This window comes from uncultured Eudoraea sp., assembly GCF_947260015.1.
Lineage (GTDB): Bacteria > Bacteroidota > Bacteroidia > Flavobacteriales > Flavobacteriaceae > Eudoraea.
Window position 1 is genome coordinate 1 of the sequence record NZ_CAMYOM010000004.1, and the last position, 25,437, is coordinate 25,437.

Consider the following 25,437-nt stretch of genomic DNA (forward strand, 5'->3'; position numbering starts at 1 on the left):
GTTGCTCGGTTTTTAAAATTTGCAAATTTTAAAAAACACATAGTGAAAAAGTCCCCTTTTTATATTCCTTTTTGGGGAAGCAAAAAGGAATAAGAAAGATCATAATTTTATACTGCAATTACATTGATGACCATCGGAACATTAAGTCCAGGCTTAAACATCTTTAGTATGGAAAGCCAATTCGTGGAATTCATTTATTTAGTCTTGAAGTTAAATTACAAGCGGGAATTACCTCCTTCGTCGGTTTGTCTCGCCCGAACATCTTGAAAAAAGAAAAGTAAGCCTTTTAGGCTTACTTTGTTTGTTTCTCAATCCTTCGCCTAAGCAAGCTTGGCTCCTCTATCAAAACAAAAAAAGCCAGAGCTTGGCCCTGACTTTTCTTCTCATCTGTACTCGAGGCGGGACTTGAACCCGCACGGCCTAATGGCCATTGGATTTTAAGTCCAACGTGTCTACCAATTCCACCACTCGAGCCTAACTACCTAGATAGTGGCTGCCTGAACACGGGCAGCACGTGGTGTTTAATTTGAGCGAAAAACGGGATTCGAACCCGCGACCTCCACCTTGGCAAGGTGGCGCTCTACCAACTGAGCTATTTTCGCGTTTACGGAAAATAGCCAATAACAGGTCGAGTGCTAATTACCAGGGCAATGTGGCGCTCAACTCCCGATAACTATCGGGAAGCTATTTTCGCATGTTTTAAAGAACGTCGCATCCCAAAAATGGATGCGGACGCAAATTTAATACAATTCTATAAAAAGCAAAGAACTTTTATTTAAAAAGAATAGGTTAATGATCAATTGGGATGAATTTATTTTAAACTGGAAATTGGCAGCTCAGTAATGGACCTATAAGCACGTTTAAATCAGGAAGAAGCTTTTTTATTCTTGCTGAGCATCCGTTTAATTTCGTTGAGCTTCATCAAAGCTTCTACAGGGGTTAAGGTATTGATATCTAAATGCATTAGTTCTTCCTTAATTTGCTCCAGTAAGGGATCATCAAGGTTAAAAAAACTGAGTTGCATTTCATTCTGTACCGCCTGTAAATTATCTGTGAGCTCCTCACTGCTATGTGATTTCTCCAATTTTTTTAAGATCTTTTCGGCCTTGTGGATAACCTGTTGAGGCATCCCCGCCATTTTGGCCACATAAATCCCAAAACTGTGTTCGCTACCGCCCGGAACAAGTTTCCTTAAAAACAATACTGTATCCTTTAACTCTTTTACAGCTACATTATAATTCTTAATCCGTTCAAAGGTTGCAGCCATTTCATTGAGTTCATGATAGTGGGTAGCAAATAGCGTTTTAGCTCTGGCCGGGTGTTCATGCAGGTATTCAGAAATGGCCCATGCTATAGAAATACCGTCATAAGTGCTGGTGCCCCTTCCAATTTCATCCAGCAGTATCAAACTCCTTTCAGAAAGGTTGTTGAGGATGGACGCCGTTTCATTCATTTCCACCATAAAGGTAGATTCTCCCAAAGATATATTATCACTTGCACCAACCCGTGTAAAAATCTTGTCAACATAACCTATCTGGGCTGCTTCTGCAGGTACAAAGCTACCCATTTGTGCCAACAATACGATCAGCGCGGTTTGCCTTAGTATTGCCGATTTACCACTCATATTTGGCCCGGTAATCATGATAATTTGCTGTGATTCCCTGTTTAAAACCAAATCGTTGGGAATATAGGATTCGCCTAAAGGGAGTTGCTTTTCTATTACAGGATGCCGGCCATTTTTAATAGATATTTCAGTACTGTCGTTTAAAGATGGGGCCACATAGTTATTTTCTGTCGCTAATTGTGTAAAACCACAAAGGCAATCAAGTTTAGCAATCTCACGGGCATTGTTTTGAACAGGAGAAATATATTCCTGTAGCCATACAATCAATTGGGAGAACAATTGCTGTTCAAGGCTCAAAATACGCTCCTCAGCCCCCATTATCTTAGATTCGTATTCCTTAAGTTCTTCTGTAATGTAGCGTTCAGCGTTCACCAGGGTTTGCTTGCGTATCCAATCTTCAGGCACCTTATCCTTATGGGTATTACGCACTTCAATATAATATCCAAAAACATTATTTGAAGCAATTTTCAGAGAAGTAATCCCGGTTCGTTGTGTTTCCCTTTTCAGCATCTGATCCAGATGGTCCTTTCCGGTAAAAGCTAATGCCTTAAGTTCATCCAGCTCCTCAGAATATCCTTCTGCTATAACATTACCTTTGAGAACATTAACAGGGGCATCTTCCTGTAATAGCTTTTTTATTTTTTCACGCACGGTACCACAGGTATCTAACTGATCTCCTATTTGCCCTAAGGATTTGTTTTCACTTTGAGAAATTAATTGTTTGATGGGTACAATGGCTTCCAGAGAATTTTTTAATTGTACCGTTTCTCTGGGGTTCACTTTTCCGGTAGCAATTTTGGAAATCAGACGTTCCAGATCTGCAATATGTTTAATCCCATACTGCAGTTTTTCTAGTGTACCTTCATTTTCCTTCAGATAGGAAATTACTTCATGCCTACGCCTTATTCTTTCAATATTCTTAAGGGGAAGCGCTAGCCAACGTTTTAAAAGACGTCCTCCCATTGGAGAAATAGTCTTATCGATAACGTCTATAAGTGTGACAGCATTTTCATTGTGTGAATTATACAATTCCAGGTTTTTAATGGTAAACCTGTCCATCCAGATATACTCTTCTTCGGCAACTCTTTGTATCTTACTAATATGCTTCAATTGACTGTGTCTTGTATCAGATAGATAATGCATAATCACTCCTGAGGCAATAATCCCATACTTCAGCTGAGCTACACCAAAACCTTTTAAAGTAGCAGTTTTAAAATGGTTGGTAAGCGTCTCATGAGCGTAATCTTCCTGATAGATCCAGTCTTCCACAAAGAAGGTATGGAAACTCGTTCCAAAAGCTTCTGTAAAATCTGTCTTGTGCGATTTGGAAACCAATACCTCATTTGGAGCAAAATTCTGTAATAGTTTATCGATTTGTTCCAGGCTGCCTTCAGCAACAAGGAATTCACCTGTAGAAATATCCAGAAAGGAAACACCATGTATATTTTTTCCAAAATGGACCGCACAGAGAAAATTATTGGATTTAGCACTTAGGATATCATCATTTAATGCCACTCCGGGGGTAACCAATTCAGTAACCCCACGTTTAACAATGGTCTTGGTTAATTTAGGATCTTCCAATTGATCACAAATGGCAACACGCTGGCCTGCCTTAACCAGTTTAGGGAGATAGGTGTTAAGGGAATGGTGCGGAAAACCCGCCAGTTCTGTCTTTTCACCCCCATTATTTCTATGCGTAAGCACTATCCCTAAAATTCCTGCTGCTTTTATAGCATCTTCTCCAAAAGTTTCATAAAAATCACCCACCCTGAATAGTAGAAGTGCATCAGGATATTTTGTCTTGATGGTGTTATACTGCCTCATCAGAGGCGTTTCTTTCTTTATTTTACCGGAATTGGCCAAAGTTGTTTATTCTCCTATTTTTGTCAACCAGAGAGTAAACGAAAATACTATTTTTCCCAGGGATTGTCACTCCTTGTTGATATTTTCGGATAACTTAGTATAGCTTGGTTTAATTAAAGGCTTAATCATCATTAGAAAAACTTGATAGGTTTATGCGAAAACTAAAAAACAGTGAGTTAGATCGCTTGGATATTGATGAGTTCAAGAGTGCTTCAAAAACTCCTCTGGTTCTTGTTTTGGACAATATTAGGAGTTTGAACAATATTGGCTCAGTCTTCAGAACCGCAGATTCTTTCCTGATTGAAAAGATCTATTTATGTGGGATAACGGCTACTCCGCCACATAAGGATATTCACAAAACAGCTTTGGGAGCTACGGAGAGTGTGGCCTGGGAGTATAAAAAGAGCACCGTAGATTTAATTGCGGAACTTCAAAAAGACCATTTGTGCTTAGCGGTAGAACAAACAGAAAATGCCACTCCTCTTAATTACTTTATTCCTGAAACTTCAACTAAATACGTTCTGGTTTTTGGTAATGAAGTAAAAGGGGTTTCACAGGAAGTGGTAGATAGCTGCCAGGGTGTTTTGGAAATCCCTCAGTATGGAACTAAACATTCTTTAAATATATCTGTAAGTGCCGGAATAGTTATTTGGGACCTTTGGTCCAAACTTCAGCTTGTTTCAAAACAGAACTAAATTTCTTTGAGTATTTGAGCTTGTAACTGCCTGAAAATAAAAACCCTGACACTTTTGTCAGGGTTTTGGATATATAGTTTGAGTTAGTTAGTTTCTCAAAAATTGAAGTGCAATAAAGTAATTCCATTTCAACTACGCAAGAAAATTGCCAAATATGTGTTGAAAAAATTATTCTCCTCTTCTTAAAAAGAGGTCTTAAAGAAAGGCTTTAGTCTGCAAGTGCCTGCTCCAGAATTTTATCTATTATTAATTCGTAATCTGCTTTATTTTCAACAAAATCGAGATCATCGATATTTATGATTAAACTTTTTCGATGAGGAAAACCTTTTAAAAAATCAAAATAACCCCGATTAATTTTCTCCAGGTATTCCTTAGTTATTCCTTGTTCATAATCCCGACCTCTTTTTCTAATGTTCTCCAACAATCGTTCGGTTCTCTGGTAAAGAAAGATATAGATATCCGGTTTTTTTACTTCGTTATACATAAAATTGAACATTTTACGATATAGTTTAAATTCTTCTTTTTGAAGGGTTATTTGTGCAAAAATCAGCGATTTATAGATATCATAATCACTTACCATAAAATTCTTAAAAAGATCAAATTGGGTGGTATCATCTGTAAACTGCTGGTATCTGTCTGCCAAAAAAGACATTTCCAACGGAAAGGCATACCTGCTTTGATCGTTATAGAATTTAGGTAAAAACGGATTATCCGCGAATCGTTCCAATACTAGCTTTGCATTATGATCGCTAGCTATTTTCCTGGCAAGGGTCGTCTTACCTGCACCTATATTACCTTCAATTGCCACCAGATGCAGTTGTGAAAAGAGTAATTCCCTGCTGGCATATAATTTATGGGTAGTCTGCTTTAAGTTAGTCTTGTCCTTGCATTCTTGTAGCAAATTTCTGGTATCCTTATCAAATACGGGATGATAGAATTGAGGAGCTATATCTGCCAGGGGTCTCAGGACAAATCGCCTTAAATGCATTTGGGGGTGCGGCACAATAAGCTCATCTGTTTCAATTATTTCGGAACCATAATACAACAGATCTATATCAATATTTCTTGATTGATATCCCTCGCCCGAAACACGTTTCCTGCCCAATTCCCGTTCAACTTTCAGAATAACACGCAATACTTCCTTAGCTATTTTTTGAGTTTCAATTGACAAACATGCATTCAGGAAGTCTTCTCCCTCAAATCCCCAAGAAGGACTCTTATATACCCCGGATATTTCAAGAATAATTCCCAGCTCTTTTTGTAAAAGGAGAACGGCCCGCTGCAAATTGAAAAATTTGTTTCCAAGGTTGCTTCCCAGCGAAAGATATATAGTTTTAGCTTCCTTCATATTATGTAAACAAAGGTAAGCCAGATGATAACTAAATTACAATAAAGACATTCTATTTATAATTGCTTAGTCCTTCTTTCACTTAGATTAAATTATGTTTTGGTAAATAATAAGTAGATTGCATCATCCTAAGTTTGGTTATCTTTGGGGTGTAATAATTAAAATATTGTATGAAATTTTTAAGAAACCTTTTGGCCGCAATCATTGGCACTTTGATAGCATTCGGTATCATGTTCTTTATGTTTGTCTTTTTTGTGAGTCTTGTAAACACAGAAGAAAGTGTAACTGTTAAGAAAAATTCCGTTTTGGAATTACAAATGAAATATCCAATTAATGACTTCACTGGGAATAATGAAGGGGAACCTTTTGATATTCTTTTTGAAAAGGCACAGGGTTTAGATCAAATACTCCATGCAATAAAGGTGGCAAAAGAGGATGATAATATTAAGGGCATTAGTATTAATAACAATTATATTTCTGCTGGAATCTCCACTACTCAGGCAATAAGGAAAGCCTTGTCGGATTTTAAGGAAAGTGGAAAATTCATATATGCATTCGGGGATTATTATTTTCAAAAGGATTATTATATGGCCAGTGTTGCAGATAGTATATTTCTAAACCCTGTAGGAGCACTAGATTTCAAAGGACTTTCCGCGGAAGTTCTTTATTTTAAGGATTTTCAGGATAAGACCGGGGTAAAAATGGAAGTAATAAGACATGGTAAATACAAGAGTGCAGTAGAGCCTTTTTTATCTAATGAAATGAGTGAAGACAACAGAACTCAAATCAAGGAACTTATGAGTTCAATTTGGAATTCAATTGTTTCTGAAATTTCAGCAGATAGATCAATTAGCGAGCAGGACATAAATATAATAGCAGATACGCTGGGTGGCAGAAAACCTGAATATGCTAAAGCTTCAGGATTACTTGATGACATTGTTTACTTCGATGAATATGAAAACCGTTTAAAACAGGCTGTAGGCATTAGCAGGGAAGATAAACTCAATTCTATTTCACTTGAGGATTATATGAAGATGTCCCGCAAAAAGAAATTGCATAGCGGTAAAGATAAAATTGCAGTCATTTTTGCACAGGGGAATATACTCTATGGTGAAGGAGGTCCGGATATGATAGGGCAGGGTATTATGAATAAGGCCATTATTAAAGCCAGAGATGATAAGACCGTTAAAGCAATAGTATTAAGAGTTAATTCTCCGGGCGGCAGTGCGCTTACTTCTGACATTATTTGGCGTGAACTTGAAATTGCAAAAGGGAAAAAACCACTTGTCGTCTCCATGGGTGATATTGCTGCTTCCGGAGGCTATTATATTTCGGCTGGTGCAGATAAAATTTATGCCGAACCTACAACTATTACTGGATCTATTGGAGTCTTTGGAACTATTCCAAATATTAATGAGCTGGCGACTAATATAGGAATCAATGCGGAGCAGGTGGGGACCAATAAGAATTCAGTTGATTATTCTTTCTTTGAACCCATGAGTGAAGAATTTAGAGGGTTTGTAAAAGAAGGGATAGAAACAACATACCAGACTTTTCTAATTAAAGTAGCTGATGGCCGGAATATTTCAATTTCCCAGGCGGATAGCGTTGCCCAGGGGCGCGTTTGGAGTGGAACCGAAGCTAAAGAATTGGGACTGGTAGATGAATTGGGAGGTCTTGATGACGCAATAGAAGCCGCCGCCTTATTGGCCGATGTGGATTCTTATTCCGTCAAGAAATATCCGAAATATAAATCGAGTTTTGAACGATTGATGGAAGATTTTGGTGGGGCAAGTATTTTTAGTAGAGAACAACTGATCCGGGAAGAAATTGGTGCTGAAGTTTACGGTGTTTATAAGGAAGTCAAGTCTGCAATGGATCAAAAAGGAATTCAGGCGCGCTTGCCGTTTACCTTAACCATTAAATAACTTAATGACTCCCGAAAGTAGGAAGCAAGCATATCGCATATATATATACCTGGGGGCACTTTTTATTACTTCCCTTGTGGTTTCCAATTTAATTTTCCAAAAATTCTTTTTTTGGTATCCTTTTGGAGATGTAACTGTTTTTGGAGCACCTTTATTTGAAATTTCCGTTGGGGTATTGCCATATCCTATTACCTTTTTAATAACGGACCTTATATCAGAAATATTTGGAAGGAAAAAAGCGAATCAGGTCGTTACGACCGGAATTTTTGCTTCCTTTTTTTCCATGGGAATCATATTGATTTCCAATTGGGCCCCGGCAATTCCTTCCTCACCTGTGGATGATGAAGTTTTTAGTAATGTTTTCGCTCTGTCACCCTTAGCTGTGTTGGCTTCAATGCTGGCCTACCTCTGCGCACAATATGTAGATATTGCTATCTATCATTTTTGGAAACGTTTAACAAAAGGCAAATATTTATGGCTTCGTAACAATTTTTCTACTTTCTTATCACAGATTATTGACACCACAACAGTGGTGGGACTACTGTGCATTTTTGGGGTAATTCCCTGGGAGATGTTCCAGGGTTTGGTTATTAGTGGTGTTATTTTTAAGATTTTCATCGCATTTCTCGACACCCCTTTCCTTTATTTGTTCGTTCATATCTTCAGAAGGCGATTTAAACTTGCCGTGGGTGAAGAAATAGAGCTGGATGCTTAGGCCCAATTTGCAGCGCTTTCTATAGGGATAATAACATCAATTGAATTCCTTTTTTATTTTTAAAGTTTTCGATAAAAGGTATACTAATACCCATTTTTTTAAGTTCTAATCGGACTGAGCACCAAATATTATGAAAAAGAAAATATTAAAAATTACCGGCCTGCTTCTATTACTCGTTCTGGGTGTCCTTATTGCTGTACCTTTTTTCCTGGAGGCTAAGATTGGCGACCTTATTAAAAACAATGTTAATAAGAACATTAACGCGACTTTGGATTTCTCCGAAGTTAATCTAAGTCTGTTGCGGAGCTTCCCCATGGCCGAACTTCGAATTCAGGATTTGTATTTGTTAACTAAAGGTCCGTTTGAAGGTGATACTCTGTTTAAGTCCAAATCTATCTCTTTAGAAATGGGGATTAAAGAACTATTAAAAGGGACAGAGGAACCAATAACCATAAATAGCCTGATCTTTGACAAAGCAATTTTGAAGCTCAAAACAGATAAGCAGCAAAATGCAAATTACGAGATAGCCAAAGAGGAGGGAACAAACTCCAAAACTGAAACTGTATCCAGTGGTTTTACTTTTGGTCTGGAATCTTTTCAGTTAATGAATTCTGAAGTAATCTACGAAGACCTAAATTCCGGAGTACTCCTTAAAGTGAAAGATATTGAACACAACGGCAATGGAGACCTTTCTTTGGAAATAAGTGAATTAGATACGAAAACCAGCGCAATGGTGTCATTTGAATTAGACAGCACCCGCTATCTGGATAATACAATTGTTAAGCTGGAAGCATTAATAGGGGTTGATCTTAAAACTAATACATATTCCTTTTTAAAGAATGAGGGCTTTATAAACAAGCTTCCTTTGGTGTTTGAGGGATTTGTAAGGATTTTTGAAGAAAAACAGGAAGTGGCCATTAAATTTAAAACTCCTTCATCCGAGTTTGCTAATTTTTTAGCAGTCATTCCCCAAGTATATGCAAAAAATATAGAGGAAGTCCAAACTACGGGAAATTTCAATATAGCAGGCGAGATTGCTGGTATTATAGATGATGAATATATCCCGGAATTTAATATTCAGATTAATGCAAGGGATGCTTCAGTCAAGTATCCGGATTTGCCGAAGGCCATAAAGAACATCAATATGGACCTGAGTATTAAAAATACTTCAGGTCTGGCAGAGGACACTTATATTGATATAGACAAGGCGTCCTTTGCGATAGAAAATGACATCTTTGAATTAAGCTCAAAGCTTACAGAATTATTGGGCAATACCAAAGTACGTTCGCATATAGTATGCAACATGGATCTCAGTAATATTTCCGAGGCTTACCCTATGCCCGAGGCGATAGATTTGAAAGGTCTGCTCGATGCCGATATAAATACCTCTTTTGATATGGAATCCATTGAAAAAAAGCGGTATGAAAATACAGCCTTAAATGGTCATTTGAAGGTAAATGAACTAAGATACAATTCTGATAATTTATCTGCCCCTCTCACAATTCATGATGCAAGTATGGAATTTTTCCCTGCAAAGGTGCTACTCAACAATATGAATGGTCAGCTTGGAAAAACGGACTTCAAAATTGACGGAACCATTAAAAACCTATTAGGATTTTTGTTCAATGATGAAAAAGTGACGGGTAATTTTAAAATGAATTCCGTCAATTTTGATCTGGGTGATTTTATGTCAAAGGAAAATATTGCGGAACAGGGAAAAGATAAAACTGTATTAAACCAGAAAAGTAAGGAACTTAAAACAGAAAAAATACAAATCCCTGCGTTTCTTGATTGTATCATAGACGCCCAGGCAAATACCGTGGTTTATGACAACCTGATTTTAAAAAATGTAAAAGGGCAATTAAAAATTGTTGATCAAGAGGCAATCCTTTCCAATTTCCAGTCATCATTATATAATGGTAAGCTTAATTTAAATGGGTATACAAGTACAAAAGGAGAAATACCTAGTTTCTCAATGCAACTGGACATGAGTAGTTTAAATTTAGAAGATACTTTTAGAAACGTAGAGCTTTTTAGAGTATTGGCGCCAATGGCTGCGGCACTTAAAGGATATCTAAACTCGGCAATAAAGATTTCAGGTAACCTTAATGATGATTTTACTCCGGATCTGAAAACAATCTCGGGGAATGTATTAGCAGAAGTATCATCGATGGAGTTAAATCCTGAAAAGGCTAAAATTTTAAACACCCTGAATTCACGTTTAAATTTTATTGAGGCGGAAAAATTTAATTTAAAGACTATAAAAACAATTCTTTCATTCCAAGATGGGGTAGTAAATGTTAAGCCATTTACAGTAAAATATGAGGACATCGGCATTACTGTAGATGGTAGTCATTCATTTGATAAAAAGTTAAATTATAATTTAAATATTGAGGTCCCCAGAAAGTATTTAGGCAATAAGCTTAATTCACTTATCGCACAGATTGATGAGAAGGAACTGGATAATTTAACGCTCCCGGTAAAAGCAAATATTGGTGGTTTTTACGATGCGCCGGAAATTAATACTGACCTAACAGCAGGTATAAAGGATTTAACTTCAAGATTAGTTGCCGTTCAGAAACAAAAAATGATCAATAAAGGTTCTGAGAAGGCCGGAGAATTACTTGGAGACATTTTATCGGCAAAAAACAATGAAAAAGACTCATTGAACGGGGAGAGCACAAAAAATGTACAATTAAATGATGTACTGGGTGGTGTGCTTACAGACCAGACAACCAAGAAAGATACAACCACCTTATCTAAGGACTCGTTGGTAAAAGAAGATCCCCTGACAAAAACGGCAAAAGGAATTCTTGGCGGAATTTTGGGAGGTAAGAAAAAAAGTTCAGGTAATTCAGAGAAAGAGAAAGATACAATTAATTAACCCTGAGCGAAACATACAAACCTTCATTACCCCTAATATTGAAGACCGTATTATCTTCAAAAATTAAATACTGGCCCTTTATTCCTTTTAACACACCATTAAACTCTCTTGTTTTTTGGAGATTAAGGCTTTTCACTTTAACCGGATATTGTAAAACCGGAAACTCCATATGGCTTTCCTGATTATTTTCGATATAATAGTTAGCCGCTTCTTCGGGTATGTATTTGCTTAACTTATTTCGCCATTCAACCAAATCTACATCTTCAATCGTATTTGTAAGCATTTTACGCCAATTGGTCTTATCGCTGACATGTTCCTTTAAGGCAAGTTCTGTTATACCGGCCAAATAACGGTTGGGAACCTCAACAATTTCGATGGCCTCATGTGCTCCCTGATCGATCCATCTTGTGGGGATTTGTGTTTTCCGTGTAACACCCACCTTTACATTACTGGAATTTGCCAGGTATACAATATGAGGTTGTAATTGCACTTTTTTTTCATATTCTAAATCTCGGTCTTCTTTATTTAAATGTGCCAAACTAAGTTCTGGCCTCATTATCCAGTCACCTGCGGCAGGAGTTTCAAAAAAACAATTTTGACAATAACCTTGCCTGAAAATAGGCCTGTCCTCATTACAATTCAGGCACTGATATTTTATAAAATTAAACTGTAATCTTTTGTCCAACACCTGATTGACGTTTAAAAAGTCATCATTAAATATCAAATAATACTGAATAGGTTGGCCTATTTCAGATTGCATCTTGCGCAATACGCCTTCATAACGCATGAATGGTAATTTTTGTTAAAAATTCATTTGAAAATACTAACTTTAGCAGTTAGATTTAGATCGCTAAAGATACCCAAAAATGCCTATACCTTTATTTAATTCTATAGCTTCATGGCTTTTAAAAAAACGCTATCACCAGATAGAACTTTTTCTTAAGTACCCTGGCGAAGTACAGGAGGAAGTATTGTTTCAATTATTGGGAATTGCTGAAGATACAAAGATTGGCAGGAAGCATGAATTTGGTTCAATTGCAAGCTATAAGACTTTTGCTGAACGTATACCTATTGTTTCCTATGAGGAAATAGAACCTTTAATAGAGCGCACCAGAAGAGGAGAACAAAACATCTTTTGGCCAACTAACATTAAGTGGTTTGCAAAAAGTAGCGGGACAACTAATGCAAAAAGTAAATTTATTCCCGTAAGTGCTGAGGCATTGGAAGATTGTCATTATAAATCAGGAAAGGACTTATTATGCCTTTATTTAAACAATAATGAGAATTCTCAGTTATTTACAGGTAAAAGCCTTCGCTTAGGAGGTAGCAAGGAGTTATACGAAGATAACGGTACATTTTTTGGCGATCTTTCGGCTATTTTAATAGATAATATGCCATTTTGGGCAGAATTGAGTAGTACCCCAAGTAGTAGAGTTTCTCTGATGGGCGAATGGGAATCTAAAATGAATGCTATTATACAGGAAAGCATCCATGAAAATGTTACCAGTTTGGTTGGTGTTCCATCCTGGATGTTAGTTCTGTTAAATAAAGTATTGGAAGAAACGGGTAAGAAGGACTTGTTGGAGATATGGCAAAACCTGGAAGTATATTTCCATGGCGGAGTGAGTTTTAATCCATATCTGGAACAATACAATAATCTACTCCCAAAGAAAAGTTTTAACTATTATGAAATTTACAATGCGTCTGAAGGGTTTTTTGCCATTCAGGACAGGAATAATGCAGATGATTTATTATTAATGCTTGATTATGGGATTTTTTACGAGTTCATTCCGATGGAGGCCTATGGTCTTCCAGATCAAAAAGTGATTCCATTATGGGAGGTGAAGGAGAATAAGAATTATGCCATTATAATTACTACCAATTCCGGACTTTGGCGTTATAAAATAGGGGATACAGTTCGTTTTACATCTACCAATCCTTACAGGATAAAGATTACGGGCAGAACCAAACACTATATAAATGCTTTCGGGGAGGAACTAATTATTGAAAATGCTGAAGAGGCACTTAAAAATAGTTGTCAAAAAACCGGTGCCGAAATTATGGATTATACTGCAGCTCCCGTTTTTATGTCTCAGAAAGAAAAAGGGGCGCACGAATGGATAATAGAATTCCGAAAGGCTCCGGAAGAAATTCAATACTTCACAGAGGTACTGGACAATGCGCTAAAATCACTAAACTCTGATTATGAGGCCAAGAGATACAATAGTATGACCTTAAAAATGCCTAAAGTTCATATGGCCAGAAAAAACCTTTTCTATGACTGGTTAAAGTCTAAAGGAAAATTGGGCGGCCAACATAAGATTCCCCGATTGTCCAATGAGAGGATCTATGTAGATGAATTATTAGATATGAACAGATAGAAAACACAGATCAATCTACTGCCTCTTAATTCAGACTATTATTGATTACGCTAGTATATCGATGAAATGCACCAACTGAACAAAAAAATTGTTGAATTAGGCAATAAATGATCATTTTGCAACTCGAAACTTAACCCGTTTATTAATAAACATTACTTTTATGGCAGAGCGATTAGTTGTTTTATCCGACATGTGGGGTGCGAAAAAAGGACTTTGGATTACTTCGTATCTAGGCTATTTACAACAATATTTTGATATTGTTTTTTATGATAGCCTCCAACTTTCCGATATAAATCTTAAAAGTTATACAGCTGAAAATGTAAAAGAAGCATTTTGCAATGGAGGTATGAATACAGCATTGGCTCAACTTTTAATAAAAGAAAGAGAAGAAAGCCATTACCTTACTTTTTGTGCAGGTGGTACTATTGCCTGGAATGCTGCTTTATGTGGGTTACCAATAAAGTCACTAACGGCAATTTCTCCCATGAATCTCCATTTACAAACAGAAAAACCTAATTGTAATATTAATTTACTTTATGGTGAATATCAGGAAGATAAACCCAGCCCAGAATGGGCGTCCGATATGGATGTGAATATGGAAATTATCCCAAAATTCGGCAGGGAATTATATAGTGATGACAAAATAATCCAAAAGGTAAGTCTGAATTTACTACAAGCCTTATTAAAAAATACGCTTAGTACTATGAAACGGCCTTTAGTTTCTTAATAGTTTCATAGGACAATTTATTCTCTGCATAAGGTTTAGTTACCTTAAATTCGGTTTCATCGCTACTTGGAAGTTCAAACATTGCATCTGTAAAAACAGCTTCGCATAATGATCTTAAACCTCTGGCTCCTAGCTTATACTCAACCGCCTTTTCAACGATATATTCCAATGCTTGTTCAGTAATCTTAAAACTAATGCCATCCATGGCAAATAATTTTTCGTACTGTTTTATAATAGCATTTTTGGGTTCAGTTAATATAGCTCTTAAGGTTTTTTCATCCAGAGGATTCATATGTGTAAGCACAGGTAGCCTTCCAATTATTTCAGGAATAAGCCCAAATTCTTTTAGATCTTTTGGTATTATATATTGAAGTACATTGGTATTATCCAAACTTTCTTCAATTTTTGCAGCACTATAACCAATTGCTTGCATATTCAAACGTTTGGTTATAATCCGCTCTATTCCGTCAAAAGCACCACCTGCGATAAACAGGATATTTTCTGTATTAACTTCTATAAATTTTTGATCGGGATGTTTTCTTCCGCCTTTAGGTGGCACATTTACCATAGTTCCCTCCAATAATTTAAGTAACCCTTGTTGAACACCTTCCCCGGAAACGTCACGAGTAATAGAAGGATTATCACTTTTACGGGCTATTTTGTCAAGCTCGTCAATGAAAACAATTCCTCTCTCCGCTTTTTCCAGATTGTAATCTGCAGCCTGTAAAAGCCGGGTTAGGATACTTTCCACATCTTCACCTACATATCCTGCCTCAGTTAATACTGTGGCGTCCACTATAGCTAGTGGCACGTTAAGCATTCTGGCAATGGTTTTGGCCATTAATGTTTTACCGGTACCCGTTTGGCCTACCATCACAATATTACTTTTTTGTATCTCTACATCGTCATCTTTGGAATGAGGCTGTAAAAGCCTTTTATAGTGATTATAAACTGCCACGGATAATACCTTCTTTGTGCGTTCCTGACCAATGACGTAGGTGTCCAGGAAGCTTTTTATTTCCTTAGGTTTTTTTAAGATAAGATCTGTAGACAGGTCGTCATTCTTTGATTGCTTAGATTCTTCGGCAACAATACCGTGCGCCTGTTCTATACATCTATCACAAATATGTGCATCCAAACCTGCAATCAATAGATTGGTCTCAGGTTTTTTTCTTCCACAAAAAGAACATTCCAGGTTTTCCTTAGCCATAACTTTAACTAGATTTCTAAACAATAACGAAGCAAAAGCAATTTTGGTTCATTAAAATAAGCCCATAACACCATAAATATGGGTATTTCGTCGAAATTAATCCTTATCCCTTTCTAAAATTTCGTCAATCATACCATAATCTTTAGCTTCTTGAGCTTTCATCCAATAATCCCGATCGCTATCTTCATATACCTTATCAAATTTTTGTCCAGAGTGTTTAGATATAATATGGTATAATTCATCCTTAATTTTTACTACTTCAATGGCAGCAATCTCTATATCACTTGCTTGTCCCTGGGCTCCGGACATCGGTTGGTGTATCATTACCCGTGAATGTGTCAAACCGCTGCGTTTACCTTTTTCTCCTGCGCAAAGAAGAACGGCAGCCATAGACGCAGCCATTCCAGTACATATAGTTGCCACATCCGGTTTAATAAATTGCATGGTATCATAGATCCCAAGCCCGGCATAGACACTACCTCCCGGAGAGTTTATATAAATCTGAATATCTTTTGATGAATCTGCACTGGCCAGAAAAAGTAGTTGCGCCTGCACAATATTGGCTACCTGGTCATTAATTCCTGTCCCTAAAAAAATGATACGGTCCATCATGAGCCTCGAGAAAACGTCCATTGCTATTGCATTCAATTGCCTTTCCTCAATAATATTTGGTGTCATGTTAACCGGATACATACTGCTTATTATACGCTCGTAGTACATGCTGTTTATACCTTGGTCCTTGATGGCATAATTTTGAAATTCTTTTCCGAAATCCATATTTAATTTGATATTTTTAAATAAAAAAAAGGTGCCGAAATTACTGCTTTCGGCACCGTAAAGATACTTAATTTATTTTTTAAAATTAACCGTAAACCTCTTTCACGAAATTATCATAGGTAACTTCTTTTTTCTTCAAATTGGCCTTCTCTTTATAAAGTGAAATTAGTTTTTGGCTCATTAGCTGCTCAGATAGTCTTTTTACTTCATCCTGATTACTCAAAACTCTGGTAGCGATATTGTCTAATTCATCTTCCTGCGGATTTAACTGGCCGTATTGCGCCATTTGAGATTTAATAAAGCCTTTAGCAAACTCTTTTAATTCGTCAAATTGGATTTCAATGCCGTTATCTTTAATGATTTTCCCTTCAATTAATTGATAACGTAGTCCTTTTTCAGACTTCTCATATTCATCATTGGCCTCTTCCTCGGATAGTGATTTTTCCCCCGTGGTCTGGATCCATTTTTTAAGGAATCCGGATGGAAGATCAAATTTTATGGTATCAATAAGCCGCTCTGTAACATCATTCAATAGTTTCTGATCTGCCTGTTGTTCAAATTGTTTCTCCGAATCTTCTTTTATTCTTTCTCTGAGCGCTTTTTCTGAAGTAATGGTATCTTTTCCAAAAAGTTTATCAAACAATTCCTGATCTAAATTCGCAGACTCCCTTTCATTGATTTCCTCTATAGTAAAACTTACTTCTATATTCAATTTGTCTACCTTTTCCTTTGGAATTCCCAAAGCTCCTGATAATAAATAGTCTTCTTTAAAAAGGCCTTTGGTTTTCAAAATAACAGTATCACCAACTTTTTTCCCGCGAAGACCATCTATGGCCTTTTTGCTTTTCACTTTAGACATTTCAAGGTTAGACTTGTGTTCTATTTCCTCTTCTTCATTTTTAAAAGTACCAGTAATTTCATCGTTCTTGCCAACTTCAGATTTACTAATCAGTTTTCCGTATTGTTTTCTTATACGATCAACCTGCTCATCAATCATTTTCTTGTCAGCTACAATTTTATAATGAGTAATCGGTTTTTTTGTCTTTAGTGCTACTTCAAAATTGGGAGCGAGGCCCAATTCAAATTCAAAAGAAAAATCTTCTGCCTCCCAATTAAAATTATCCTGTTGTTTTGGAAGTGGATTTCCAAGGACATCTAGTTTTTCTTCCGTGAGATATTTATTAAGATTATCCTGTAAAAGTTTATTTACTTCGTCAACCAATACGGCTTTACCATATTGTTTCTTGATTAATCCCATAGGAACCTGACCTTTCCTGAACCCCGGAATATTCGCCTGTTTTTTATAATCCTTTAGGATTTTATCTACCTTGTCACTATAGTCATCTTTGGTTATTGCTACTTTTACAATGGCGTTTAACTCGTCTATCTGCTCTTTCTGAATATTCATCGATATCTCTGATTTGCTTTCTAAAATGGGATGCAAAAATAGGATATTTTATAAACAGGAACAAGTTTTTAAATAGCTGATTATCAAATCCTGAATCAGGGAATTTTATCCTCTTTTAAAAATGAGAAAAAAATAGATTCAAGGAAGGTTAATAGAAGGCTGAACAATAACGCCCACCAGATAGAATCTACGGTAAACCCGGTGACAAACTTATCTGCCAGCAATATAATCAGGGCGTTAATAATAAGTAAGAATAAGCCTAATGTTAGTATGGTTATGGGCAAGGTAAGTATTACCATAATAGGTTTAACAATAAAATTTAAAAGGCCTAATACAACGGCCACTATGATCGCCGTAGTATAGGAGTCTACTCCAACACCAGGCAGGATATTTGCCAGTATAACTACAGCAAGGGCACTCAACAAAATTCGTATAATAAGTTTCATATGTTTAGGTCTCTAGGATTAGTAAAAAGGGCACCATATTTATTGACACCTTTAAAAGTAGTAATATTTTTTATTATTTAATGTAGAGACCAGTTTAATCTAAGGGATCAATGCCAGGCCGGTGAGGCCCTTGTATTTTACAAATTCAGAAAGACCATAGATTTTTCAATAAATTGTTGCGGGTTTTCGGCATGTAACCAATGCCCTGCATCATCGATGGTTTCGAGCTGGGCTTTCGGAAAATATTGCTTAATTTCAGACAGGTCTTCAGTGGAAATGTACTCTGATCTGCTGCCTCTTAAAAATAGGGTAGGGCCCGTAAAGGATTCTGTATGGCCAAGGGATTCCCCAATTTCTTCCATTTTTTGCGACAGGACATCGAGGTTAAAACGAAAGGCTAATTTTCCTTTTTCTATCCAATGAAGGTTTTTTAATAAAAACTGCCTTATTCCCCAATCATGAAGATGTTCCGCAAGAAGAAAATCGGCCTGACTTCGAGAGGAAATTTCTTCCATTCGCAAGGTTTTTAAGGCATCAATAATATATTGATGATGAGGGGGATAAAATTTTGGAGAAATATCGGCAATTATTAATTTATCAACTAAATCTTGATGCTGACAAGCAAAGGTCATTGCCGTTTTACCACCCATAGAATGACCCAGGATACAAGCACTTGAAAACTTGTAATAGTTAAAATAGTGATTTAAATCTTCAGCGAGAATTGTATAATTAAACTCCTCTGACCAGAAGCTCTTTCCATGATTTCGTTGATCTATAAGATGAACTTCATAACCACGTTGTGCATATTGGGTACCCAGCGTTTTCCAATTATCGGACATACCTAAAAAGCCGTGCAATATCACCAGGGGTTTGCCTTTGCCTATAATATTTGAATGAAGTAAAGTCATTATTTCAATCGGTGTAAATACATATTAATTACATTTTCTAGCCCCAGATAAAGCGATTCACAAATTAGCGCATGCCCAATAGAGACCTCAAGAAGATGAGGAATTTTTTCCCTGAAATATTTTATATTATTCAGGCTTAAATCATGTCCGGCATTAATACCCAGGCCTAATTTATGAGCAGCATTTGCGGCATCAACGAAAGGTTGAATCCCAAGCTTTTTACCCGTTTCATAGCTCTTCGCATATTGTTCGGTATAGAGCTCAATTCTGTCGGCACCAGTATTGGCAGCACCGGTAACCATACTTATTACGGGATCTACAAATATGGAGGTTCGAATATTTTTTTCTTTAAAAATTCCAATGACTTCTTTTAAAAAGTCTTTGTGAGTAATTGGATTCCCCTCAATATTCAATTCAGTAGTTACTACTTCCCTGAGTTTAAGAGCGTCCTCGTATTTAATATGTCTTTCATCCGGTCGGGGATGAATAGTGATTCCCTGAGCACCAAAATCTTCTATATCGGCAACTACTTTTAAGAGATTTGGGACATTTCCACCTCGTGAATTTCTTAAAGTAGCTATTTTGTTAACATTAACACTAAGTTTTGTCATTTTACGATATTTATATTTTCCAGGACTCAAAAATACAAATTAGGCATACCTTTTGATATTTAAAATTAGTATTTTGCGTAAGATTTTAAGGACATGCAGATTCAATCCCATATTATTACTACAATTCCAGTTTTTAATCTGGAAGGATCACTTAATGAGGTTATTCATTTTTTTAAGCATACCACCTATTCACATGTGGCAATAGTTGAGAATAAAAACTTTTTGGGAGTTCTCTCGGAAAATGATCTTGAAACCTTTGAGAGTGACAAAAAAATAGAAGACTACAAATATAATCTTGAGTCGTTTTTTGTATTAAAAAGTACTTCATGGCTCGATGCTCTTGAAAAATTTGCCAGGAATGAATGCAATTTGTTACCGGTTTTGGATGATGAAAATCAGGTAATTGGTTATTATGACCTTAATGATATTGTTGGTGTTTTCATAGATACGCCATTCTTTACAGAACCGGGAGGAATACTGGTATTGGCAAAAGGCGTAAAAGATTATTCTTTTAGTGAAATATCTCAGATAGTTGAAAGTAATAATGCCAAGTTACTCGGGGCATTTATTACTGATATTCGAAATGATGTTATTAATATTACTATAAAAATCAGCACTGGTAATTTTAGTGAAGTGGTCCAAACTTTCCGGCGATACAATTACAATATACTCTTTGGTAACAAGGACGATCAGTTTATTGAGAATTTAAAAGAAAGATCGGATTATCTTGATAAATATCTTAATGTTTAAATTCTATGTGGGGAAGTGCTCTGAAAAAGTTGATTTTGCCCTTATTGTCCTACCCAATTAAAGGCTAATTACGTAAACCATTCTAATATGAAAATTGCAATATATGCTCAGATCTACGAGGGTGAGGCCTTAGATTATGTTGTGGAGTTACTGGATGAATGTAAAAATGTTGGGGCAGAAGTATATATTGAGTCGGACTTTTACGCTGAATTGTCTGCATCAAGACAAATAACAAGTTACAACACTTTCGATCGTGAAGTAGGTTTGGATCCGTCTTTTGAAATGTTTGTTAGCTTTGGAGGGGATGGAACTATTTTAAGAGCTATTACATATATTCGTGATTTGGGAATTCCCATAGTTGGAGTAAATACGGGAAGACTTGGTTTTCTATCCACTTTAAAAAAGGAAGAAGTCAGAAGAGTTGTTACCGAATTTGTATCGGGGGCGTATTCGATAGTCGAACGTAGTTTGGTAGAGGTGCATGCCGATTTTGATATCCCAGAATTCAGGGATATGAATTATGCATTGAATGAAGTATCTGTAAGCAGGAAGGATACTACTTCAATGGTAACTGTGGAAACACATCTTAATAATGCATATTTAACTTCTTATTGGGCAGATGGGCTTATAGTAGCAACGCCAACAGGATCTACAGGCTATTCTTTGAGTTGTGGAGGCCCCGTAATAATGCCGGGAGTACAATCACTGGTAATTACCCCAATTGCCCCCCATAATTTAAATGCAAGACCCCTGGTTATCTCAGACGACACTATCATCAGATTAAAAGTTTCGGGACGCGAAGAAAATCATCTTGTTTCATTAGATTCTCGAATCGCCACTATAGAAAATGGTAGAGAAATTACCGTTAAAAAAGCCGCATTTACAATAAAAATGATTACCTACACTTCTGAGAGCTTTTTGGAAACCATTAGAAACAAATTGCTATGGGGTCAGGATAAGCGGAATTAGATACTTCCTTAAAACAATAAAAAACTGCAAATACTGTTTATCAAAGGTAAATAGGGGTATTTAAGATATTAGTTGTAAAATACTATATTAATTATATTTGCAAACTTTTGAATTTAATGAGAGCGTTTATTGTTGTTTTTCTTTTACTTGGATTTGGCTTGATAAATGCCCAAACTTATGAAATTGGCGTTTATGCGGGGGGTACCAATAATATTGGAGATGTTGGCAGAACAAACTATATAGCACCTTCGGGTCCGGCATTTGGCGGTATTTTTAAGTGGAATAAAAGTAAACGTTATGCTTGGAGAGCTAGCGTAATTTATGGAGAGTTTACAGCCGATGATTCAAAATCAAGTATTTCTTCCAGACGCCAAAGGGCCTATAAGATGGATAATTCTGTATTAGAGGCTTCTGCAGGACTAGAATTTAATTTTGTTGAATATAATTTACATAAATTGGGACCTGCATTTACCCCATATTTGTATACCGGTATTACGTATTTCCGATATGGGTATAAATATTTTGATGCGGGGCAGGTGCAGGATTTAGATCAAAAAGATGGTGCTTTTGCTATTCCAATGACTGTTGGTATGAAGGCAAGGTTGTCGCAGTTTTTGATTATAGGTGCAGAAATTGGCGCACGATTGACTTTTACTGACAATTTAGATGGCAGTAATCCGGAAGGATCTAATTTTGAACAGTTTGCATTTGGAAATATTTTTAGTGATGATTGGTACGTTTTCTCAGGAATTACATTAACTTATACCTTTGGTAGAAAACCATGTTCCGATTGTTTTGAGTAACACTTATGATGAATACTAATGATGATTTAAAAAACGGGAAACTTCCAAAACATCTGGCTATTATAATGGATGGTAATGGCAGATGGGCAAAACAAAAAGGGCGATTACGTGTTTTTGGTCATGAGCATGGTGTTAAAGCAGTTCGTGATGTAGCTGTAAACTGTTCTAAGATTGGAATTAAGTACCTTACTCTATATGCCTTTTCTACAGAAAACTGGAAACGACCTAAAATAGAAGTTGATACCTTAATGAAATTATTGGTATCATCCTTAAAAAAAGAACTTCCTACTCTTAATGAGAATGATATTAAACTAAATGCCATTGGCAATATTGAATCTCTTCCCTCCAGGGCGCTCGCAGAACTTAATGAAGTAATGGCCAAGACAAGTCAGAATTCAACAATGACTCTGACTCTTGCTCTAAGTTATGGTTCGAGAGAAGAGATTAAAAATGCTATTCAAAGCATTAGTGTCAAAGTTAAAAATAATATAATTTCTCCCGAAAATATTGATGAAACCATTATTAATAACCATCTTTACACGCGAAATTTACCAGATGTAGACTTGCTAATCCGGACCAGTGGTGAACACAGGATTAGCAATTTTTTACTTTGGCAGATTGCGTATGCTGAATTATATTTTATTGATGTATTTTGGCCCGATTTTAAAGAGCATCATTTGTTAGAGGCTATAAAAAATTACCAGCACAGAGAACGAAGATTTGGAAAAACTAGCGAACAACTCAACTAGCGATATGAATAAGTTCATATCACTTGAACTTCTGATTTTATTTTTACTACTCATTTTTACTACTTTCAGTTCTGCTCAGGAAACTACCTATGGAAATGGTAAAAAGTATATACTTGGGGGACTTGAAGTTAAAGGATTGCAAAGTTATAATGAGCAGACGGTCAAAACATTTACCGGACTTAGGGAGGGCCAGCCGATTACGGTTCCTGGTGATCAAATTAGTGCGGTAATTAAAAAGCTATGGGATCTTGAATTGTTTAGTGATATTAAATTCTATATCTCAAATATTGACGGAGATAAGGTTTTCCTGGAACTTGATATAGTGGAAAGGCCAACTTTATCTAAGGTTACGGTTTATGGGATTAAGAAGAAAAAAATTGATGAGATAATTAAAGAAACAGACCTTAAAAAAGGAAAAAAGGTAACGGAGAGTTTTATTTCCAATACCAGAAACTATATTGAGAATAAATATAAAAAAGATGGCTATCTAAATGCCAAGGTTACAATTGCTACGGCTGTAGATACATCAGACACCAATGCCGAAAGCATGGTGGTTAATATCAAAATAGGGGATAAGGTTAAGATTAAAAATATTACTATTGAGGGTAATAAAATGCTCTCTGACAAACAGCTTCGCAAAGCACTGAAGAATACTAAGAAAGCTCAATTTGGCAGGGTTTGGAAAAAATCAAAATTTATTGAAGCTGACTATAAGGAAGATCTCGCAGCAATGGTCGATAAATTTGCTGAGAAAGGTTACAGGGATGCAAGAGTGATTGAAGATTCAATTTCCATAGTCAATGCCAAGAAAATAAATATAGATATTAAAGTTGAGGAGGGGAATAAATACTATTTTGGGAAAATAGATTTTGTAGGAAATTCAGTTTATACTGATCGTCAGCTAAATAGGGTTCTGGGTATTAAAAAAGGAGAAACATACAATGGCGTACTTCTGAGAGAACGCATTGCGGATGAAAGTAAACCTGATGCTGAAGATATCACCAACCTCTATCAGAATAATGGCTATTTGTTCTCACAAATAAATCCGGTTGAAGTATCCGCACAGAACGATACTATTAATTTTGAGATCAGGATTATTGAAGGGAAGGAGACTTTTTTAAATCATGTCTATATTGAAGGGAATGACAAAACCAATGATCATGTCATTTATAGAGAATTAAGAACTCGTCCCGGACAGAAATACAGTAAAGACAACATTGTTCGAAGTGTTAGGGAATTGGGGCAACTCGGCTTTTTTGATGCCGAGCAAATAAAACCCGATATTTTAAACCCGGATCCCAATGCGGGGACGGTTGATTTGAAGTATAGCCTTGTGGAATCCGGATCGAGCCAGATAGAGTTACAAGGAGGTTATGGCGGCGGCGGATTTATTGGCACCCTTGGCTTGTCTTTTAATAACTTTTCTATAAAAAACATATTTAATCCGAAAGCCTATAAACCGGTTCCTATGGGTGATGGGCAAACATTTGCTTTGCGTTTGCAAGCCAGTAGGACATTCAGAGTATATAGTCTTAACTTTTCAGAACCCTGGCTTGGAGGTAAAAAACCAGTGAGGTTTAATATGTCGTTTTCCAGGACTCAGCAGTTCTTAGCATCTTTTGACAGCTCTGGAAGGGTTCAGGTAAATAAAGATCAGCAATTTTCCATTACGGGCATTTCCGTTGGACTTGCGAAGAGATTGCAATGGCCAGATGATTTTTTTACAATATCTCATTCATTGGGATATCAATTATATGATTTTCAAAACTACAATTCCGGCCTCTTTCAGTTTGGTAATGGGAAATCTAATTCCCTTGCCTATACTTTAGGTATATCCAGAAGTTCGGCGGGACCTGGACGAATATTTCCGTTATCAGGGTCTATTTTTGAAGTGACCGCCAAGTTAACACCACCTTATTCTCTTTTTAGCAATAAAGACTTTAGAGCATTGCAGGACCGAAGTATTGAGTTGAGTGTGTTAGGTCAGGAACGCCCTTTAACTCAGGAAGAAATTAATGAACAGGAGACAATAGAGCAGCAGAGATTTAAGTGGTTAGAGTATTTTAAGATTAAATTTAAAGGAGATTGGTATACGCGAATAGTTGGTAAGTTAGTATTGCGTACAAATATTGAGTTTGGTTTTCTGGGAAGTTATAACAGTGCTGTGGGAGAAGTACCTTTTGAACGATTCTTTATGGGAGGAGATGGTCTTGGAGGTAATTTTACTTTAGATGGCAGAGAGACTATTCAATTAAGAGGATACGAGAATAATTCCATAACACCAGTTGATCCTGTCACAGGGCAACAGGATGGTGGAATTGTATTTAATAAGTATTCCCTGGAACTTCGATATCCATTAACTTTAAAGCCTTCTGCATCTATATATGCCTTAACTTTTTTAGAAGCAGGAAATAATTTCAACAATTTTCAGGAATATAATCCGTTTCTTTTAAAACGATCGGCCGGAGTGGGTGTCCGCATATTTATGCCGGCCTTTGGTCTATTGGGAATTGACTTTGGTTATGGTTTTGATGAAGATGACCGTATACAGTCCGTAGGCACTGGTCCAAGCGGATGGCAAACACACTTTATTATAGGGCAACAGTTCTAACCTCGAAATATTTTCCAATAAAACTTTAGT

At 36.4% G+C, this 25,437-nt stretch carries 20 protein-coding genes and 2 tRNA genes; 11 read left to right on the plus strand and 11 right to left on the minus strand.

What is annotated here, in order from left to right; translation table 11 throughout:
• Nucleotides 1-390: 390 nt before the first annotated feature.
• The 3 genes from Q0X66_RS03280 to mutS all read right to left on the minus strand — a co-directional run bounded on the left by Q0X66_RS03280 (nucleotide 391) and on the right by mutS (nucleotide 3,448).
• Nucleotides 391-474 (minus strand) — tRNA-Leu (locus tag Q0X66_RS03280).
• Nucleotides 475-529: 55 nt separating this feature from the next.
• Nucleotides 530-602 (minus strand) — tRNA-Gly (locus Q0X66_RS03285).
• 263 nt (nucleotides 603-865) lie between these two features.
• The gene (gene mutS / locus Q0X66_RS03290; protein WP_297703142.1) at nucleotides 866-3,448 is read right to left on the minus strand and encodes a DNA mismatch repair protein MutS; all 2,583 of its coding nucleotides are present in this window, start codon (nucleotides 3,446-3,448) and stop codon (nucleotides 866-868) included.
• Nucleotides 3,449-3,639: 191 nt separating this feature from the next.
• On the opposite strand from mutS, the gene Q0X66_RS03295 reads away from it, so the two are divergent.
• A complete protein-coding gene (locus tag Q0X66_RS03295; RefSeq protein ID WP_297703144.1) occupies nucleotides 3,640-4,182 on the plus strand; it encodes an RNA methyltransferase in 543 nt (180 codons plus the stop codon).
• 208 nt (nucleotides 4,183-4,390) lie between these two features.
• Here the strand turns inward: Q0X66_RS03295 and folK are convergent, their stop codons facing one another.
• A complete protein-coding gene (gene folK, locus Q0X66_RS03300; RefSeq protein ID WP_297703146.1) occupies nucleotides 4,391-5,530 on the minus strand; it encodes a 2-amino-4-hydroxy-6-hydroxymethyldihydropteridine diphosphokinase in 1,140 nt (379 codons plus the stop codon).
• A 170-nt stretch (nucleotides 5,531-5,700) separates the two neighbouring features.
• Between folK and sppA the strand changes: the two genes are divergently transcribed.
• The 3 genes from sppA to Q0X66_RS03315 all read left to right on the plus strand — a co-directional run bounded on the left by sppA (nucleotide 5,701) and on the right by Q0X66_RS03315 (nucleotide 11,057).
• Nucleotides 5,701-7,458, plus strand: coding sequence for a signal peptide peptidase SppA (gene sppA / locus Q0X66_RS03305; protein ID WP_297703148.1), 1,758 nt, complete (start codon nucleotides 5,701-5,703; stop codon nucleotides 7,456-7,458).
• 4 nt (nucleotides 7,459-7,462) lie between these two features.
• Nucleotides 7,463-8,173: a queuosine precursor transporter gene (locus tag Q0X66_RS03310; RefSeq protein WP_297703150.1), complete on the plus strand. Its 711-nt coding sequence runs from the start codon at nucleotides 7,463-7,465 to the stop codon at nucleotides 8,171-8,173.
• 130 nt (nucleotides 8,174-8,303) lie between these two features.
• Complete coding sequence (locus tag Q0X66_RS03315; protein WP_297703152.1) at nucleotides 8,304-11,057, plus strand: AsmA-like C-terminal region-containing protein; 2,754 nt, start codon at nucleotides 8,304-8,306, stop codon at nucleotides 11,055-11,057.
• On the opposite strand, the gene Q0X66_RS03320 is transcribed toward Q0X66_RS03315, so the two are convergent.
• Entirely contained in the window at nucleotides 11,050-11,844 is a 795-nt protein-coding gene (locus Q0X66_RS03320; RefSeq protein ID WP_297703154.1) for a DUF2797 domain-containing protein, read from the minus strand. The two genes, Q0X66_RS03315 and Q0X66_RS03320, sit on opposite strands and share 8 nt — an antisense overlap.
• A 79-nt stretch (nucleotides 11,845-11,923) precedes the next feature.
• Here Q0X66_RS03320 and Q0X66_RS03325 point away from each other — a divergent pair, with 79 nt between their 5' ends.
• Nucleotides 11,924-13,438, plus strand: a complete 1,515-nt coding sequence (locus Q0X66_RS03325; protein ID WP_297703156.1) for a GH3 auxin-responsive promoter family protein — start codon at nucleotides 11,924-11,926, stop codon at nucleotides 13,436-13,438.
• A gap of 160 nt (nucleotides 13,439-13,598) precedes the next feature.
• Nucleotides 13,599-14,165: a hypothetical protein gene (locus Q0X66_RS03330; RefSeq protein WP_297703157.1), complete on the plus strand. Its 567-nt coding sequence runs from the start codon at nucleotides 13,599-13,601 to the stop codon at nucleotides 14,163-14,165.
• On the opposite strand, the gene clpX is transcribed toward Q0X66_RS03330, so the two are convergent.
• From clpX to Q0X66_RS03360, 6 genes are all read right to left on the minus strand, one after another.
• Complete coding sequence (gene clpX / locus Q0X66_RS03335; RefSeq protein WP_297703159.1) at nucleotides 14,140-15,375, minus strand: ATP-dependent Clp protease ATP-binding subunit ClpX; 1,236 nt, start codon at nucleotides 15,373-15,375, stop codon at nucleotides 14,140-14,142. The two genes, Q0X66_RS03330 and clpX, sit on opposite strands and share 26 nt — an antisense overlap.
• A 96-nt stretch (nucleotides 15,376-15,471) precedes the next feature.
• Nucleotides 15,472-16,152 (minus strand): ATP-dependent Clp endopeptidase proteolytic subunit ClpP, encoded by a 681-nt coding sequence (clpP, locus tag Q0X66_RS03340; RefSeq protein WP_297703161.1) that lies wholly within the window; start codon nucleotides 16,150-16,152, stop codon nucleotides 15,472-15,474.
• An 85-nt stretch (nucleotides 16,153-16,237) separates the two neighbouring features.
• On the minus strand, nucleotides 16,238-17,560 hold the full coding sequence (gene tig / locus Q0X66_RS03345) for a trigger factor (protein ID WP_297703163.1): 1,323 nt from the start codon (nucleotides 17,558-17,560) through the stop codon (nucleotides 16,238-16,240).
• A 95-nt stretch (nucleotides 17,561-17,655) separates the two neighbouring features.
• A complete protein-coding gene (locus tag Q0X66_RS03350) occupies nucleotides 17,656-18,006 on the minus strand; it encodes a phage holin family protein (RefSeq protein WP_297703165.1) in 351 nt (116 codons plus the stop codon).
• Nucleotides 18,007-18,143: 137 nt separating this feature from the next.
• Nucleotides 18,144-18,914 (minus strand): alpha/beta fold hydrolase, encoded by a 771-nt coding sequence (locus tag Q0X66_RS03355; RefSeq protein WP_297703167.1) that lies wholly within the window; start codon nucleotides 18,912-18,914, stop codon nucleotides 18,144-18,146.
• Nucleotides 18,914-19,525: a pyridoxine 5'-phosphate synthase gene (locus Q0X66_RS03360; RefSeq protein ID WP_297703169.1), complete on the minus strand. Its 612-nt coding sequence runs from the start codon at nucleotides 19,523-19,525 to the stop codon at nucleotides 18,914-18,916. The genes Q0X66_RS03355 and Q0X66_RS03360 overlap by 1 nt, the downstream gene beginning before the upstream one ends.
• A 93-nt stretch (nucleotides 19,526-19,618) precedes the next feature.
• Here Q0X66_RS03360 and Q0X66_RS03365 point away from each other — a divergent pair, with 93 nt between their 5' ends.
• The 5 genes from Q0X66_RS03365 (at nucleotide 19,619) to Q0X66_RS03385 (ending at nucleotide 25,407) form a co-directional block, all read left to right on the plus strand.
• Nucleotides 19,619-20,275, plus strand: a complete 657-nt coding sequence (locus Q0X66_RS03365; protein ID WP_297703171.1) for a CBS domain-containing protein — start codon at nucleotides 19,619-19,621, stop codon at nucleotides 20,273-20,275.
• Between the two features lie 87 nt (nucleotides 20,276-20,362).
• Nucleotides 20,363-21,244 (plus strand): NAD kinase, encoded by an 882-nt coding sequence (locus Q0X66_RS03370; protein WP_297703173.1) that lies wholly within the window; start codon nucleotides 20,363-20,365, stop codon nucleotides 21,242-21,244.
• Between the two features lie 116 nt (nucleotides 21,245-21,360).
• Nucleotides 21,361-22,047, plus strand: a complete 687-nt coding sequence (locus Q0X66_RS03375; protein WP_297703175.1) for a DUF6089 family protein — start codon at nucleotides 21,361-21,363, stop codon at nucleotides 22,045-22,047.
• Nucleotides 22,048-22,055: 8 nt separating this feature from the next.
• Nucleotides 22,056-22,796, plus strand: a complete 741-nt coding sequence (locus Q0X66_RS03380; RefSeq protein WP_297703330.1) for an isoprenyl transferase — start codon at nucleotides 22,056-22,058, stop codon at nucleotides 22,794-22,796.
• Between the two features lie 4 nt (nucleotides 22,797-22,800).
• Nucleotides 22,801-25,407 carry a POTRA domain-containing protein gene (locus tag Q0X66_RS03385; protein ID WP_297703177.1) on the plus strand — a complete coding sequence of 869 codons (2,607 nt, stop codon included), beginning with the start codon at nucleotides 22,801-22,803 and terminating at the stop codon, nucleotides 25,405-25,407.
• The last annotated feature ends 30 nt before the right edge of the window (nucleotides 25,408-25,437 follow it).

Coding starts and splice junctions, on each gene's coding strand:
- Q0X66_RS03325 (WP_297703156.1), top strand. CDS start 11,924: ATGCCTATACCTTTATTTAATTCTATAGCTTCATGGCTTTTAAAAAAA.
- sppA (WP_297703148.1), top strand. CDS start 5,701: ATGAAATTTTTAAGAAACCTTTTGGCCGCAATCATTGGCACTTTGATA.
- Q0X66_RS03310 (WP_297703150.1), top strand. CDS start 7,463: ATGACTCCCGAAAGTAGGAAGCAAGCATATCGCATATATATATACCTG.
- Q0X66_RS03330 (WP_297703157.1), top strand. CDS start 13,599: ATGGCAGAGCGATTAGTTGTTTTATCCGACATGTGGGGTGCGAAAAAA.
- clpP (WP_297703161.1), bottom strand. CDS start 16,152: ATGGATTTCGGAAAAGAATTTCAAAATTATGCCATCAAGGACCAAGGT.
- Q0X66_RS03295 (WP_297703144.1), top strand. CDS start 3,640: ATGCGAAAACTAAAAAACAGTGAGTTAGATCGCTTGGATATTGATGAG.
- folK (WP_297703146.1), bottom strand. CDS start 5,530: ATGAAGGAAGCTAAAACTATATATCTTTCGCTGGGAAGCAACCTTGGA.
- Q0X66_RS03380 (WP_297703330.1), top strand. CDS start 22,056: ATGAATACTAATGATGATTTAAAAAACGGGAAACTTCCAAAACATCTG.
- tig (WP_297703163.1), bottom strand. CDS start 17,560: ATGAATATTCAGAAAGAGCAGATAGACGAGTTAAACGCCATTGTAAAA.
- Q0X66_RS03320 (WP_297703154.1), bottom strand. CDS start 11,844: ATGCGTTATGAAGGCGTATTGCGCAAGATGCAATCTGAAATAGGCCAA.
- Q0X66_RS03375 (WP_297703175.1), top strand. CDS start 21,361: ATGAGAGCGTTTATTGTTGTTTTTCTTTTACTTGGATTTGGCTTGATA.
- mutS (WP_297703142.1), bottom strand. CDS start 3,448: ATGAGGCAGTATAACACCATCAAGACAAAATATCCTGATGCACTTCTA.
- clpX (WP_297703159.1), bottom strand. CDS start 15,375: ATGGCTAAGGAAAACCTGGAATGTTCTTTTTGTGGAAGAAAAAAACCT.
- Q0X66_RS03350 (WP_297703165.1), bottom strand. CDS start 18,006: ATGAAACTTATTATACGAATTTTGTTGAGTGCCCTTGCTGTAGTTATA.
- Q0X66_RS03315 (WP_297703152.1), top strand. CDS start 8,304: ATGAAAAAGAAAATATTAAAAATTACCGGCCTGCTTCTATTACTCGTT.
- Q0X66_RS03365 (WP_297703171.1), top strand. CDS start 19,619: ATGCAGATTCAATCCCATATTATTACTACAATTCCAGTTTTTAATCTG.
- Q0X66_RS03385 (WP_297703177.1), top strand. CDS start 22,801: ATGAATAAGTTCATATCACTTGAACTTCTGATTTTATTTTTACTACTC.
- Q0X66_RS03360 (WP_297703169.1), bottom strand. CDS start 19,525: ATGACAAAACTTAGTGTTAATGTTAACAAAATAGCTACTTTAAGAAAT.
- Q0X66_RS03370 (WP_297703173.1), top strand. CDS start 20,363: ATGAAAATTGCAATATATGCTCAGATCTACGAGGGTGAGGCCTTAGAT.
- Q0X66_RS03355 (WP_297703167.1), bottom strand. CDS start 18,914: ATGACTTTACTTCATTCAAATATTATAGGCAAAGGCAAACCCCTGGTG.